This is a genomic window from Erysipelotrichaceae bacterium 66202529, assembly GCA_017161075.1.
GTDB lineage: Bacteria > Bacillota_I > Bacilli_A > Erysipelotrichales > Erysipelotrichaceae > Clostridium_AQ.
Genome location: CP046174.1, coordinates 1,552,611 through 1,567,751 on the forward strand (window position 1 = coordinate 1,552,611; position 15,141 = coordinate 1,567,751).

The 15,141-nt window shown below is 45.6% G+C and carries 12 protein-coding genes; all 12 read left to right on the plus strand.

Annotated features, from left to right (window positions below):
• The first annotated feature begins 612 nt into the window (after positions 1–612).
• The 12 genes from GKZ87_07375 to GKZ87_07430 all read left to right on the plus strand — a co-directional run bounded on the left by GKZ87_07375 (position 613) and on the right by GKZ87_07430 (position 15,116).
• Positions 613–1,092 carry a flavodoxin family protein gene (locus tag GKZ87_07375; protein ID QSI25317.1) on the plus strand — a complete coding sequence of 160 codons (480 nt, stop codon included), beginning with the start codon at positions 613–615 and terminating at the stop codon, positions 1,090–1,092.
• Positions 1,089–1,745: a hypothetical protein gene (locus GKZ87_07380; GenBank protein QSI25318.1), complete on the plus strand. Its 657-nt coding sequence runs from the start codon at positions 1,089–1,091 to the stop codon at positions 1,743–1,745. Before GKZ87_07375 ends, GKZ87_07380 begins: the two co-directional genes overlap by 4 nt.
• Positions 1,729–2,358, plus strand: coding sequence for a TetR family transcriptional regulator (locus GKZ87_07385; protein QSI25319.1), 630 nt, complete (start codon positions 1,729–1,731; stop codon positions 2,356–2,358). The genes GKZ87_07380 and GKZ87_07385 overlap by 17 nt, the downstream gene beginning before the upstream one ends.
• A 48-nt stretch (positions 2,359–2,406) precedes the next feature.
• Positions 2,407–2,895 carry a hypothetical protein gene (locus GKZ87_07390; GenBank protein ID QSI25320.1) on the plus strand — a complete coding sequence of 163 codons (489 nt, stop codon included), beginning with the start codon at positions 2,407–2,409 and terminating at the stop codon, positions 2,893–2,895.
• Positions 2,888–3,277 (plus strand): FMN-binding protein, encoded by a 390-nt coding sequence (locus tag GKZ87_07395; GenBank protein ID QSI25321.1) that lies wholly within the window; start codon positions 2,888–2,890, stop codon positions 3,275–3,277. The genes GKZ87_07390 and GKZ87_07395 overlap by 8 nt, the downstream gene beginning before the upstream one ends.
• Positions 3,278–3,692: 415 nt before the next feature.
• The gene (locus tag GKZ87_07400) at positions 3,693–8,039 is read left to right on the plus strand and encodes a PolC-type DNA polymerase III (protein ID QSI25322.1); all 4,347 of its coding nucleotides are present in this window, start codon (positions 3,693–3,695) and stop codon (positions 8,037–8,039) included.
• Between the two features lie 287 nt (positions 8,040–8,326).
• Positions 8,327–9,910: a ClC family H(+)/Cl(-) exchange transporter gene (locus GKZ87_07405; protein QSI25323.1), complete on the plus strand. Its 1,584-nt coding sequence runs from the start codon at positions 8,327–8,329 to the stop codon at positions 9,908–9,910.
• Between the two features lie 21 nt (positions 9,911–9,931).
• Positions 9,932–10,948, plus strand: coding sequence for a GrpB family protein (locus GKZ87_07410; GenBank protein ID QSI25324.1), 1,017 nt, complete (start codon positions 9,932–9,934; stop codon positions 10,946–10,948).
• Between the two features lie 300 nt (positions 10,949–11,248).
• Positions 11,249–11,680 carry a division/cell wall cluster transcriptional repressor MraZ gene (mraZ, locus tag GKZ87_07415; GenBank protein ID QSI25325.1) on the plus strand — a complete coding sequence of 144 codons (432 nt, stop codon included), beginning with the start codon at positions 11,249–11,251 and terminating at the stop codon, positions 11,678–11,680.
• Positions 11,677–12,612 (plus strand): 16S rRNA (cytosine(1402)-N(4))-methyltransferase RsmH, encoded by a 936-nt coding sequence (gene rsmH, locus GKZ87_07420; GenBank protein QSI25326.1) that lies wholly within the window; start codon positions 11,677–11,679, stop codon positions 12,610–12,612. The genes mraZ and rsmH overlap by 4 nt, the downstream gene beginning before the upstream one ends.
• 5 nt (positions 12,613–12,617) lie before the next feature.
• The gene (locus GKZ87_07425; GenBank protein ID QSI25327.1) at positions 12,618–12,929 is read left to right on the plus strand and encodes a cell division protein FtsL; all 312 of its coding nucleotides are present in this window, start codon (positions 12,618–12,620) and stop codon (positions 12,927–12,929) included.
• Positions 12,930–12,944: 15 nt separating this feature from the next.
• Complete coding sequence (locus tag GKZ87_07430; protein ID QSI25328.1) at positions 12,945–15,116, plus strand: PASTA domain-containing protein; 2,172 nt, start codon at positions 12,945–12,947, stop codon at positions 15,114–15,116.
• Positions 15,117–15,141 lie beyond the last annotated feature (25 nt).

Genomic DNA, 15,141 nt, shown 5'->3' on the forward strand with positions numbered 1-15,141 from the left:
AAAACCGGTAAAGACGACAGTTTTTTTATGCAATTCTATCCAAAATGAATGCCTATAAAATATCAAAAGCTTTCAAAAACGGCACCATACTATACTCCATAGTCCTGTGTATTTGCTAACATCCGTTTGCTTTCTTATACGAAAGGCATTGCTGGCGCGTCTGTGTTTTGGCTGCGCATGATATGTAAAATAACTGTGGCAGTATGGCATGCTCGTATTTCATTACCACAAGGATGGACATAAGCAGTCAAGGAATTTGATAAACGTTAGCTCTGCTGTTTAACTTTCATGAGAGGGTGCTGTCAGTATTATGCCAACGCTCCTGTGAACAGCTAAGTCCTTCATACATAGGTGATAGAACAAGGGACGAGTAGCATCGAACCTGTGTCTGTTGAAGCAAAGCTGTTTCTCACCTGCGGTTGTTCAACTATTTTCCAAAGAAGTATATACCATATCGTTATCGCTGCATGTATCTCTTGATTCACATGGTTATCTCTGATAGTGTTACGAAATTGCAATGCAGTATACAGGTTTTATCTTGACAAAGAGAATAAAACAGAGTATGATTCTTATAAATTAAACAGTGTTTAATTTATAAAGGGGATGAGGTCTATGATGGAACTGGTTTTAAATGATACCATGTATTGCTATCAGCCAAAGCATTCGCAAACACTTGTGGATATTCGTACGATGAAGCTGCGAGGCTGTCTTGGATGTGGAGCATGTACAGAGAAAAAGGAATATGCAGGAAGGTGTGCACTGCAGGATGATATGCAGACCTTGTATCCGATGATTGCCAAATGTGAGAGGCTGGTATTTATCTGTAAGCTTCGCTATGGCTGCTGCAGCGCAAAATGTAAGTGTATACTTGACCGCATGGCTGTGCTTGGACAGCAGGAATACATCATAAGGAATAAAGAACTAATGAAAAGGGGATGGAAAACACCTCTGCAGGAAATAGCATTTTTCATCCCAGGAGAACCTTCGCCAAAGGAGAAGCAGGTGTTTCAGGAGTGGCTGCAGGAGGTACACGGTATCATTGCAGGCACACGTATGAGTGTCACGTATTTGTCAAAGGAGACTGCGTTATGAAGGGATTGTTCATAAATCTGAGTCCGCATCGGGATGGAACGAGTGCATTGCTGCTTACCTTACTGAATGAGCAGCTAGAGCAATCGGCAGAGCTATGGCATTTGACTGACCTTATCCGCGAATGGGAACGCTTTATCCAGGCGGCACAGCATGCGGATACCTGGATATTTGCCACGTCCTGTTATGTTAATGCAATACCAGGAGATGCTCTGTCTGTATTGGAAAAGCTGCAGGAAGAATCCATAACAGATACAAAGCATGTCTATGCACTTGCACAGGGAGGTATGCCTTATGCACATACCCATCACTGCTGCATTTCCAATATTGAGCTGCTTAGTGAGGCAATGCAGCTGCAATGGATGGGAGGCTTTATTCTTGGCGGGGGTGCGATGATCCATGGAGAATCTTTGAATCTGCTTCCCAATGCCAGACAGGTAAAACGCAGCTTGTACAAGGTGGCGTCCTGTGTGCAGCACCAATCCTATTTAGTAGATGAGCTTACACAGCAAGCACAGCTGCATATGCCGGTATGGCTGACCTGGCTGCTCAGCAGAAAAATGAATGCCGCGATACACAAGCAGCAGAAGCAGCTTGGACTATATCGGCAAGTGTGTCCGTATGTAAGGGAGGAAGCGTATGAGAATAAAGGATGAGGAACAGATCGCAAGACGAAGGGATATCATCATTGCGGCGGCCAGAGAAATTATGGAAACAGAAGGTCTGGAGGCATTGAGTATCCGTAAGCTGGCAAACAGCCTCCATCAGACACCGGGCATTATTTATCATTATTTCGCAGGGAAAGAGGAGCTGCAGCTGGCAGTCGTACAGGATGGCTATCAAAATATTTTACGTATGATACAGGAGAGTGCACTGACACAAACCACATACAGTGACCGGCTTCGCTGTACCCTACACAGCTATCTGACAGGGATGCTGAAGCAGCCGTTGCTGTATCAGGTCATCATGCAGTGCAAGCTGCCACATGTACAGGAACAGACCGCGATTTTGCAGGAAGATCTGCGATTGCGCAGAAAAAGCATCGCTATGCTGTGTGAATGCCTGGAAGGCGGCGTGAAGCATGGTGAATTTCAGGTAAGGCAGACAGAGCTGAGGGCACAGAGTATCTGGTGCTGCATCTATGGTCTCTTGGAGCGCATCATTGTGGAACAGCCAGAGGCATCCTACCAGGAGCGGATCATAAAGGAAATGCTGGATTTGATACTGGATTCCCTACGCCCTGCTGGAGGAAAAGCAGAGGAAAAATGAGGAGCTATCATAAGAGATTCCTGCAGTGTGCAGGAGAAGGGAAACTATATGAAAACACTGATCGTTTATAAAAGTAAGCACGGAGCGGTAAAGGAGGTGGCGGAATATATGGGCAAAAAGCTGCAGGCGGATATACAGGAGGCAGCTGATACACTGTCTTTTCAGACATATGACCAGATTGTATTTATGGGAAGCATTTATGCAGGCAGACTGGCAAAACAGCTCAGAAGCTGTATCCAGAAAAAGGATGCTGAGCTAACGGGAAAACGCGTTAGTATGCTGTTATCCGGTATGGGGAATGCATCAACGGAAAAAATTATCACAGAAAATCTGGGAGCGGAGTTTTACCGGCGGCTTACATTTTCAGACATGATCGGCGGAAGACTGGATTTTCATAAGCTGGGCTTTCTGGAAAAGAAAATCATCTGTATGGTGAATCGGCAGGAGCATCTGTATGAGGAGCAGTCCGTATCCGTGGTGGATCAACTGCATTGGGAGAATATTGACGCCGCAGTGGAGCAGCTGTCCCATGCATAAAAAAATCATAGGCATGATATCCCTTATACTGATCATCGCGGTTTGTCTGGTGGGCTATGCATTTTATGATACCAAAAAACAAAGTGATGAACTGGAACTGATAATTCCGCAGATGGAAAATCTAAAGGATGGCAGCTATCTGGGGGAATGTAAAACCGGTTTGGTTTATGTACGGCTGCAGGTGGAGGTAAAGCAGGATACAATCAAAAGGATACGACTGTTACAGCATGATAATGGTATGGGAAAGGCTGCTGAACGCATCCTGACCGATATCCAAAGCAATAACACACCAGCAGTGGACGATATCTCATCAGCGACGATATCCAGCAGAGCGATGAAAATGGCAGTACAAAAGGCGCTCGAAAAAGCAGCCCAGCCATAAGAAACGTTCAGCTCACGATAACAGACATAACCGGGATAAACAAACGGATGGTGCATAAGGCTATGCAGACATCTGTTTTTATTATGAGCAGCTTCCTGGATATCCCGCATATAAAATGAATCCCTTATTTGGACGCTGCGATGGCGGTTTGCTTTCTTGTGCCTTATATCATGTATGGTAAGCCGCATGACATATGTGACAGCCTGTACAGCTATTTTACAGGGATTCATGGATGCACTGCACGCTTTTACAGGCAGCCAAGAGAATACCAGCTCATGATAACCTGCGTAAGAGCAGGTGTCTTTTTTTACACATGGTGATGGCCCGCAGGGTAATCGGGTAAATTGCAAACGGATTTTACTTTTTCAACGGGATGAAATATGCTATCATATAAGGAGCGGAAAAGAGGGATTCAATGGAACTGAAACTGATAGATTTAGTAAAGAAAATGGAACAGAACAATCCGGATCTGGAGTATTTTGAGCAGGGTACCTTTACCATGAAGCCGGTATATATGAAGAAATCCAATGTGATTAAAATGGAAATCTCTCTGCCAAAGCCTTTGCCGTTCCAGGTATGGGATGTATTCTGTATGCGTCTGACAAAGCTTACACGCTGCAGTGTAGACCTGCATATTCGTACCGATAAAAGTGAAGCAGAGCTGCTGGAGGTATCCAATTATATAGAACGCTTTGTATCTAGGCATATGCAGCTGAAAATATTTCATGAATCATTGCCGACGATCAATGATCAGAAGTATCTTGTCTATCAGATTATGGATGGAATGGAACGTGACCGTGCGATTCAGAATAAGCATCTGCTGCAGGAGTTTCTGAAGCAGTGCGGCTTTCAGCTGGAAATACATGTAGAGGAAATGAAAAAATCAGCTCCGATACCGACCGTTACGGTAAAAAGTGATGCAGCGCCAAAGCCGGTGAAGGTGTATGAGGAAAAGAAAAGCTATAATTTCAAGCCAAAAGGGAAAAAAGGACTGGATTCCTATGTACCGTTTTCTATCCATGACATCACAGAGGAGTGCCACGGTATCCGTATCCATGGAAAAATATTTGAGACAGAAACAAGAACGCTGCGCAATGGAAGGGATATCCAGATGCTGTGGATCGGTGATGACGATGATGCCATCATCATGAAGCGTTTTGAGCGTGGTGCCGTAACCAAGGAGGTTCTGGCGGAAATCCGCAATGGAGACTGCGTTGTGGCGTATGGTAAAGCGGAATATGATGCCTATACGCGTGAGCTGGTGTTTATGCCGGATGTGATTGAAAAGGTTCCTGAGGTCAGACGCGTGGATGAAGCAGAGGAGAAGCGCGTGGAGCTGCATGTGCATACCAAGCTGTCCGAGATGGATGGTGTATGCAATATAGAGGAATATATTGACCAGGCCAATGCATGGGGAATGGATGCGATTGCCATCACCGACCATCTGGTTGTGCAGGCCTTTCCGAAGGCACAGCATAAGGTGGATGCCATAAACAAGAGCAGAGAAACGCCGTTTAAAATGATTTACGGTCTGGAAATGAACATGGTTGATCCAGCCCTGCAGATTGTTCGCAATATCCAGGATATTGAACTGGAAAAGGGAACCTATTGTGTATTTGACCTGGAGACGACCGGTTTGTCCAGCCGTTTCGATCATATTATTGAATTTGGCGGACAGATCGTCAAGGATCGCGCCTGTATCAAAAGCCTGCAGATGTTTATCAAGCCTCCGGTTGCGTTATCTGCCTTTACGACAGAGCTGACCGGAATTACCGAGGAGCATATGAAAAATGCGAAATCGTTTGCGGATAGTATTGATGAAATTCTGGACTTTATCGGTGACAGTATTCTGGTAGCACATAATGCGACCTTTGACTACAATTTTCTGAATGATGAGCTGGCGCGTATCGGAAGAAAGCCGATTATGAATCCGGTGATTGATACCCTGGATCTTGCCCGCAGCATGCAGGCGGATCGTAAGGGCTACCGTTTGGGGCAGATTGCGCGTTCCTATGGAATCCGGTATGATGAGGATGTTGCCCACCGAGCCGATTATGATGCGGAGGTACTGGTACAGACCTATATGAATATGCTGAACGATTTAAAGCATATCAAAAATCTGCAGGAGCTGCAGGATATGCAAACGGCGGAAAGCTTTCGCAAGGTACGAGTAAAGCATGTGACGGTGCTGGCTAAAAATATGGCCGGTTTAAAGGAATTATTTGAGCTGGTAACGCTCTCCCATACAAAATATCTTGCCTATAGCAGTAAAAGCACGAATAATATCGTCGCTGAGCCGCGTATTCTGCGCAGTGAAATTGAAAAACGCCGTATCAACGGCAATCTGCTGATTGGCTCCAGCTGTCTGAACGGTGAAGTGTTTGATATGGCACAGACCCGCAATGAACAGACATTGGAAGAGGTTATGCAATTTTACGATTACATAGAAATCCAGCCGCTGGAAAACTACCGCCATCTAGTGGAACGTGATTCCATATCCAGCATGGATCGTTTAAAGGAAATTCTGAAATCGATCGTTTCCGCCGCAGATAAGCTGGATAAGCTGCTGGTCGCAACCGGTGACTGTCATTATGTACAGCCGGGTGAAAAAATGATTCGCGATATTTATATATCCTCACAGGCTATTGGTGGTGTCCGTCATCCGTTATATATTTATAACCAGGAAAAGCGCCGGAAATTTAAGGCACCGGATCAGCATTTCCGTACAACCAAGGAGATGCTGAAGGAATTTGCCTGGCTGGGAGAACAGCGCGCCTATGATATGGTAATCAAAAATACAAAGCTGATTGCGGATATGATTCAGGAGGTCAAGCCGGTCAAGGATCGGCTGTATCCACCGGATATCGAAGGCTCCGATCAGAAGCTGACGGATATCTGTTATGAAAATGCGCATAAGAAATACGGGCCGGTATTGCCGGAAATCGTAGAGAAGCGATTGGAGAAGGAGCTTGCCAGCATTATCGGACACGGCTTCTATGTTGTTTACTATATTTCACATCTGCTGGTTAAGAAGAGCTTGAATGACGGCTATCTGGTCGGCTCGCGAGGTTCGGTCGGCTCCAGCTTTGTTGCTACGATGTCGGAGATAACGGAGGTTAACCCACTGGCCCCGCATTATGTTTGCCCGAAATGTCATTATGTGAAGTTTTATACGGATGGAAGCGTGGCGGACGGCTTTGATCTTCCGGATATTATCTGTCCGAACTGCGGTGAAACGATTCGTGGGGACGGACATGATATTCCCTTTGAAACCTTTTTAGGATTTGAAGGAGACAAGGTTCCTGATATCGATTTGAACTTCTCCGGTGATTACCAGCCCAATGCGCATGCCTATACCAAAGAGGTATTCGGAGATGATCATGTGTACCGGGCAGGAACGATCGGTACGGTCGCAACACAGACCGCATTCGGTTATGTTAAGGGCTACGAGGAGGAAATGGGCATCGAGGGAAGTATGCGAAATGCACAGGTGCTTCATTTAGCAAAGGGCTGTGAGGGTGTTAAGCGTACAACGGGTCAGCATCCCGGCGGTATCATTGTAATTCCGCTGGATTTGGATGTACATGACTTTACCCCGGTGCAGTATCCGGCGAACAACCCGTATGCAGAGTGGAAAACAACGCACTTTGAATTCCACGATATCCATGACAATGTTTTGAAATTTGATATTCTGGGACATGTCGATCCGACAGCGATGAAGATGCTGGAGCGAATGAGCGGCATTGACCCGACTACGATACCGATGAATGACCCGGAAACGATGAGTGTGTTCTCCAAGGTAGATGCATTGAAAATTGATACGAGCAAATCAACTGAGGAAACCGGAGCTGCGGGACTGCCGGAGTTTGGTACGCCGTTTGTCCGCGGTATCCTGGAGCTGACACGTCCGACTACCTTTGATGAGCTCTTGAAGATTTCCGGTCTGAGCCACGGTACCGATGTCTGGTTGGGAAATGCCAAGGATCTGATTGATAACGGGACATGTACCCTGAAAAGCGTCATCGGATGTCGTGATGACATCATGGTGTATCTGCTGCACAAGGGACTGCGTCCAAAGCTTGCCTTTACCATCATGGAAAGTGTGCGTAAGGGGAAGGGCTTAAAGGATGAATGGATACCGGAGATGAAGGCGAACGGGGTGGAGGACTGGTATATTGATTCCTGTCTGAAAATCAAGTATATGTTCCCGAAGGCGCATGCGACTGCCTATGTTATGATGGCAATCCGTATCGCATGGTTCAAGGTACATCGCCCGCAGGTATATTACTGCATGTTCTTCTCCATTCGCTGTGATGCCTATGATATTGAAACTATGATCAAGGGGGAACAGGCAATCCGTCGCAGAATGCAGGAAATCAGTGATATGCTGAAAAACAATGAAACGAAAAAGGATGTATCCAAAAAGGATAAGGATACCTTCAATACGCTGGAGCTGGCTCTGGAAATGAACCTTCGCGGCTATTACTTTACGAATATTGATATTATGCGCTCTGCTTCCCGTGAGTTCATTGTTGATCCGGAGAATGCAAGCTATATCATTCCGCCGTTTACCAGCATTGACGGCTTGGGTGAAAACGTTGCGGATACGGTTGTGGAAGCCAGAAAGCAGGGAGCGTTCCTTTCGAAGGAGGATCTGCAAAGACGTACGGCATTAAGCGGTACACTGGTAAAGAAAATGGAGAGTATGGGCGTTCTGGAAGGAATGCAGGATGAAAATCAGATGTCTTTGTTCTCATTTTAAATAGAAGGACTGCAGTGTATTAGAACAGAATACTCTAATGCACGGCAGTTTCTTTTTATTCCACGGCTTCCTTTTCCATACAGTGAACATCAGCTTTTACAGTTCAGGGGAATGGGGATGTTTATGTCATATTCATCGCTTGCCTGACGGGCTCATCGTTATGATTGAATTGTGCATGCAGTAGTGAATTCATGTGTTGAATGCCGTGCTTATCCAGAGATTTTTTGTTTTCTTTGACAGGATTTGTAAAAGAGAAATACGAATGCTATAATTTTAATGAAAGAAGGATGAGATGTGTGAAAGAGAGAAAGCATGGAAGTACGCTTCATATCCTGCACAGCGCAGGAAATTTTAAATATGTTTTAATAGCCGAAGGGCTGGCGGCTGGCTTGTGCGCCGGATTGATTGCGGTGCTGTACCGCATCGTGCTCGGCTATGCGGAGGATTTTGTTGCGGCAGCCGTTGCCTTTATTCGTACAGATTGGATACATGTTGTACTGTGGTTTGCTTTTTTACTGCTTCTGGGAATACTGGTGGCACAGCTGTTAAAGCTGGAACCGCTCATTTCAGGAAGTGGAATCCCGCAGGTAGAGGGAGAAATCATGTCCTTTATCGATCAGCAGTGGACGCGGGTATTGCCATGCAAGGTGCTTGGTGGTACGCTGTGTGCATTTGGGGGCCTGTCCTTAGGTAGAGAAGGGCCAAGCATACAGCTGGGAGCAATGGCAGGCAAGGCGATTGCCAAGCTGTTTCACCGGGTGAAGATGGAGGAGCGTCTCTTATTGACCTGTGGTGCGGCTGCCGGATTATCTGCGGCTTTTAATGCGCCGCTTGCCGGTGTGATGTTTGCCCTGGAGGAAATTCATAAAAACTTCAGTGTTTCCGTTCTGATTTCTGTCATGTGTGCCAGTGTAACCGGGGATTTTTTGTCCAGAAATGTATTCGGTCTGGCTCCAGCCTTTCATTTTGAGGTGGTGGAAACCTTCCCACTTGGCTATTACTGGATGCTGCTTCTGCTGGGCATTGTCTGTGGACTGTTTGGTGTGCTATATAATAAATCTACGATGAAGGTACAGGAGCTGTTTGGAAAAAGCGGATTAAAAAGCTATGGGGTTATTGTAGCCATGCTATTGTCTGGAATCCTTGCGTTGAGTATGAGTGATGTGCTGGGGAGCGGACATGCGATGATTGAAATGCTGAGTGAACAACCGATTATGCTGCTGCGTACGCTATTTTTGCTGCTGGCTGTAAAATTCGTATTTTCTCTGGTCAGCTTTGGCTCAGGAGCACCCGGTGGTATTTTCTTTCCGCTGCTTGTGCTGGGAAGCTTCGCCGGTGCGATTTTTGGTAATATTGCAGTTCAGGTATTTGGATTCTCTGCCGGATATATGAATAATCTTATCATCATGGCGATGGCAGGTACCTTTGCTGCAATCGTACGGGCACCGATCACCGGCATTATTTTGATTGCGGAAATGAGTGGAACGCTGACCAATCTGCTGCCGCTTGCTGTTGTATCCCTGATTAGCTATCTGTGTGCCAGCCTGTTAAACTGTGAACCAATCTATGAAAGTCTGCTGCATAATCTGCTTGTAAAAAACGGTGTGAATCTGTCCGCCTTCCATGGGGAGCGCCATTTGGTGGAGGCTGTTGTGGAGCTGGGAAGCCCGGTATGCGATCAGGCGATACGGGATGTGAAATGGCCGAACAAATGTCTGCTGATTAGTGTTGAACGACAGGGGAAGGAGCTGCTTCCAAAAGGCAGCACGCAGCTGCATACCGGCGATAAGCTGATTGCTTTGCTGGATGATGAAGACGCACCGTATATTCAGCATCAGCTGGAAAAATGCTGTAGCGCAAAGCTGGAGTGAAATAAGAAAACAGGAGAGCATATGAAATTAACTTATAGGAATCTTACAATTTGCAGTAAGCAAGAGCTGCAGGGAAATCCTGTACCGGCTGCGCTGCAGGAGCTTTTTGATAAAGAGAAGCAGGAGGTGCAAAGCTGTCTGCAGCTGTATGTATTGCTGGACAAAATATATGCCGGTAGCCTGCAGGTGAGGCTTCTTGAACAGGATACGGTTTTTATTACAGAGAAGCTGCCTGATATCGGTAAAAATGCTGCTGCTTTGCAAAGCCGCTGTCTGTCGATGCTGCTGTTTTATATATTTCATCGCTGGGATATGAAGAATGCTTTCATGGAACCGGAACGGAAAGAGCCTCTTTTCATTGAAAATCTTGAGCTTCTGGGGTTTCAGAGGCTTTCGGATGATGAACAAAACCGGCTGTACCTTTTGAAACGAGATGCTTTTAAAACAGCGTTAGAACCAGATGCACAGGAATTGCAGAGGATGTCACTGCAACAGCTCTGGCAGCTGTTTCCCATAGTGATCAGACCGTATTCTGCCAGGTATAAGGATTGGTATGATACACAGTGTCAGTGCCTACAGACACTTTTAAAGGATCAGATCGTTCGCATTTCCCATATTGGAAGTACTGCAGTACCCGGCCTGGAGGCAAAGCCCTGTGTAGATATTCTTTTGGAAACAGATACCCGATACCCGCAGGCGCTTATACAAACACTTATGGAAAACGGCTGGGGGCTGATGTCCAGGCGAAGGGATGCTCAGGGGGAGATTCTCTGCTTTCATAAGGGATATACTGTTTTGGGCTTTGCAGAACAGGTATTCCATCTGCATGTGCGCTATCCTCATGACTGGGATGAGCTCTATTTCCGCGATTATCTGCTTACGCATGAGGATGCATGCTGCCAATATGCAAATCTGAAAAAGAAGCTGGCGCGGAAATATCGCAGAGACCGGGATGCCTATACACAGGAAAAAACGGCATTTATAACAGAAATAACCAATAAATCACGAAAAGCTTCTGCAGGGAAGTACATGCCCTGATGCTTTGAATCAAGGCTCTTTCTTACCCATGTATGTTTGTAAAAATCAGGCACAGATTCACCTATTCATGTGATGTCGTGTCTTTTTTTACGTTTTACGATTGATATTTATGAGTGCAACCGGCAGTGTAAGAGGTATTGCTTCCATGAACGTCACATTATTGGAAATTGTAGGAAAAATCGTCGAAACAGGCAGTATAAAATCCTTAATTTTTTTAATTCTTTATGTACAAAATCATAGTCAGAGGGTATAATGGTGGTATAAAGTAGCAAAAAGTGGCGGATAGTGGAGGTGAAGGACATGTTCATGGGTGAATACGCACACAATATTGATAAAAAAGGGCGTATCATCATTCCCGCAAAATTCCGTGAAGAGCTGGGAGAGCATGTCATTATCACACGCGGGCTGGACGGCTGTCTGGCTGTTTACACAAAAGAGCAATGGGAGACCATTTATGAACAGCTCATGAAGCTGCCTTCTACCAAGAAGGATGCCCGTATGTTTGTCCGTATGATGACAAGCAAAGCCGCTGAATGTGAAATTGACGCACAGGGTCGTGTATTGATTCCCTCTCCCCTGGTGAAGCTGGCAGAGCTGATAAAGGAATGTATGGTAATCGGTGCTGCCAACCATGTGGAAATCTGGTCAAGAGAACGCTGGGAACCGGTGGATGAGGAAGCAAACGAGACCTTTGAGGATATAGCCGAAAGCTTAACGGAGTTTATGATATGATGAAACACTACAGCGTATTACTGCAGGAAAGCATTGACAATCTGGCCATACGAAGCGATGGAATTTACGTGGACGGTACGCTGGGAAGAGGCGGACACAGTGCGGAAATACTCGCACGGATACCACAGGGACATCTGTATGCCTTTGACAGGGATGCTTCGGCAATCGAGGAATCTAGAGAACGGCTTGCAAGGATTGGCAGCAATGTAACCCTGATACATAGTAATTTTTCAAATGTAAAGAGTGAATTGGAAGCACGCGGCGTTACAGGCATTGACGGTATGGTTTTGGATCTTGGCGTATCTTCACCGCAGTTTGATGAAGCACAGCGCGGATTCAGCTACCGCTTTGATGCACCGCTGGATATGCGCATGGATCAGAGTCAGCAGCTTAGCGCCTATCAGGTGGTGAACGAGTGGGAATACCAGGAGCTTGTACGCATCTTTTTTCAGTTTGGTGAGGAAAGCTTTGCCAAGCAGATTGCAAGAAAAATAGAAAAAGCAAGAGAGACAAAGCCGATCGAAACAACCCTTGAGCTGGTGGATGTTATCAAATCCGCCCTGCCCGCAAAGGTGCTGAATAAAAAGGGACATCCGGCGAAAAAGGTATTTCAGGCAATCCGTATCGCTGTCAATGATGAGCTCGGGGAGCTGCAGATGGTGCTGCGGGATGCATTAGCACTTCTTCATGTAGGAGGAAGACTTTGTGTTATCAGCTTTCAGTCATTGGAGGATCGTATCGTAAAGGATACGTTTGTGGCCTGCAGCAAGCCAAAGCAATATGACAAACGGCTTCCAATCCTGCCACAGGATATGGAGGAAGCACCCTACCGGCTGGTGAATAAAAAGCCGATAACTGCAACGGAGGATGAGCTGAGGGAAAATATGCGCTCGCACTCCGCAAAGCTTAGATGTATAGAAAGGATCAGGTGAGGAACATGGCGAAGGCAAAAATTGTGAAAAGAAAAAGAAGACTGCGTATCGAGGGTCTTGCGACTCTGCTGTTAACGGTATCCATTTTCGGATATTTTGGTGCCAAGTTTGCACTGAAGTCCTATAATATAACACTGCAGCTGAAGGCACAGGAGAGTGAGCAGAAGGCAACGGCATTGAAAGAGGACGTGGCAAATCTGGAGGCGGATATTACAAAGCTGGAGGATCGTGACCGCGTACTTGGAATGGCGGAAAAAGAGGGGATCAAAACGAATCAGGACAACGTTGTTGTTGTAGATAAAGACGAAAAGAAATAACAAAGGCGTGATGATATGAACCCGAAAAGAAGTAATCGAACTTTAGTATATATGCTGTTGATGATAGGGATCATTGGTGTAATCATTTTATCCAATGTCCTTTTTACTATGGTGACTGAAAAGCATCTGCGAACCGGTACAAATATCAAAGATTATAAGGATCCGGATATTTCCAGCAGCACAGTTTTAAAGGCAAAGCGCGGTACGATCTATGATCGCAACGGAGAGGCAGTTGCTCAGGATGAGGATACCTATAAGCTGATTGCGTACCTGAATAAGAACCGTAAGGGAATCGGCAATAAGCCCGCCTATGTAAAGGATATTACCAAGACGGCAAGACTGCTTGCCCCCAAGCTCGGTATGGATGAGGAACAGCTGGCAGAGCTGTTGACAAAAGCACAGAAAAGCGGAAAATATCAGACGGAGCTGGGAGATAAGGGAAAAAATCTGACAAAAGAGGTAAAGGAAAGCATTGAAGCACTGGAGCTTCCGGGTATCTCCTTTGAGGAAACCGTACAGCGATATTATCCGTCTGGTGTATTTGCATCCCATTTGATTGGATATGCACAGTTTGATGAGGAAAAAAATACGATGGTAGGGAAAATGGGGCTGGAGGCTGCCCTGAATGAATATCTGAGCGGAAAGGACGGTCTGGAGGTATATCAGCGGGATGCGGATGGCAATGTGCTTCCAGGTACCAAGTATACAAAGTCCTATGCAACCGATGGAAACAATGTTGTGCTGACACTGGATCGCAATGTCCAACAGACCTTACAGAATTCTCTGGATAAGAGTGTTAAAAAGACCGCTGGCGGTGTACGCGGCTGGGGAATTGTGATGGAGGTTGAAACTGGAAAGATTTTAGGCTGGGCATCCTCTCCATCCTTTGATTTGAATAAGCGTAACATTAAGGATTATGTTGATCTTCCTTCCGACTATTTGTATGAGCCGGGTTCGGTTATGAAGGGAATCACGTATTCTGCGGCGATAGACAGCGGACATTATCCATATAATAAGACCTTCGATTCCGGAGCCTTTCATTTTGTGGAGGACGGAAACGGTAAGATTTACCGGACTAGCAATTCCAAGGATTTAACCATATACGATGCACTGGGGAAAAATCATGGAACGGTCACCTTTGATAAGGGCTTTGTGCTATCAAGTAATATCGGTATCTGTGAATTGCTGACAAAGTATATGGATCCCTCTATTTATAAGGAGTATCTTGATAAATTTGGTTTTTTAAAGCCAGTAAATGCACCATTTCTGAATAATGAGGGAGGAAGTATGTCCTTCAATTATGCATCGGAAAAGCTTTCCACCGGCTTTGGACAGGCAATTAGTATCAATGCCCTGCAGATGGTACAGGCGTATTCCGCAATATTCAATGATGGAAAGATGGTGCAGCCGTTTGTAGTTGACCGCATCGAAAATACAAATGGAAAAATTATAAAGCAGTATGACACGACGATTACCGGACAGCCGATTTCTGAAAAGACGAGCAAATATATGCAAAAGCTTATGAAACGGGTTGTGTATGATACAGATGGAACCGCATCTCCTTATAAAATGAATGATGTGGAAATTATTGCGAAAACAGGAACCGGTGAGGTTGCGGGTGCAAATGGATACGATGGCAGTCTGTATACAAACTCTGTCATGATGGCAGCTCCTGCGGATGATCCAAAGGTTATGGTATATTATGTATTTCAGGCAAGCGATATTCTATCCTATGACCGAGAGCCGATGAAGGAGGTCATGCGTTCTGCACTTGTTGCGGCGAATATTACAAGTGACGGTGAATCCAACAGCAATAAGAAGGCATATAAGGATTTTAAGCAGTCGCAAATGCCATCGCTTGTTAATCATACGCTTACCTATGCGAATGATAAGCTGAAGAAAACCTCCACCAGCAAGGTTATTATTGGTAACGGCTCCAGTGTTATCCGGCAATATCCGGAGGAAGGAGAAACTATTATCTCCAATCAGAATGTTTTCATTCTGACAGACGGTGCCAACATCACGATGCCAGATATGAAGGGCTGGACAAAAAAGGATGTCACTGCCTTCTGGGAGCTGACGCATATCGAGGTGGAAATGAGCGGTACCGGAAAGGTAACGAAGCAAAATATTAAAACGGGAAAATCCATCAATAAGGATACCGTGATCAAGGTCGAAATGGAGTAATGGAAAATGGCACCTGAATGGGGCC

Excerpts from the sequence above, each read along its gene's own strand:
- GKZ87_07385 (QSI25319.1), top strand. The coding sequence starts at position 1,729 with ATGAGAATAAAGGATGAGGAACAGATCGCAAGACGAAGGGATATCATC.
- GKZ87_07395 (QSI25321.1), top strand. The coding sequence starts at position 2,888 with ATGCATAAAAAAATCATAGGCATGATATCCCTTATACTGATCATCGCG.
- GKZ87_07425 (QSI25327.1), top strand. The coding sequence starts at position 12,618 with ATGGCGAAGGCAAAAATTGTGAAAAGAAAAAGAAGACTGCGTATCGAG.
- rsmH (QSI25326.1), top strand. The coding sequence starts at position 11,677 with ATGATGAAACACTACAGCGTATTACTGCAGGAAAGCATTGACAATCTG.
- GKZ87_07375 (QSI25317.1), top strand. The coding sequence starts at position 613 with ATGATGGAACTGGTTTTAAATGATACCATGTATTGCTATCAGCCAAAG.
- GKZ87_07380 (QSI25318.1), top strand. The coding sequence starts at position 1,089 with ATGAAGGGATTGTTCATAAATCTGAGTCCGCATCGGGATGGAACGAGT.
- GKZ87_07405 (QSI25323.1), top strand. The coding sequence starts at position 8,327 with ATGAGATGTGTGAAAGAGAGAAAGCATGGAAGTACGCTTCATATCCTG.
- GKZ87_07400 (QSI25322.1), top strand. The coding sequence starts at position 3,693 with ATGGAACTGAAACTGATAGATTTAGTAAAGAAAATGGAACAGAACAAT.
- mraZ (QSI25325.1), top strand. The coding sequence starts at position 11,249 with ATGTTCATGGGTGAATACGCACACAATATTGATAAAAAAGGGCGTATC.
- GKZ87_07430 (QSI25328.1), top strand. The coding sequence starts at position 12,945 with ATGAACCCGAAAAGAAGTAATCGAACTTTAGTATATATGCTGTTGATG.
- GKZ87_07390 (QSI25320.1), top strand. The coding sequence starts at position 2,407 with ATGAAAACACTGATCGTTTATAAAAGTAAGCACGGAGCGGTAAAGGAG.
- GKZ87_07410 (QSI25324.1), top strand. The coding sequence starts at position 9,932 with ATGAAATTAACTTATAGGAATCTTACAATTTGCAGTAAGCAAGAGCTG.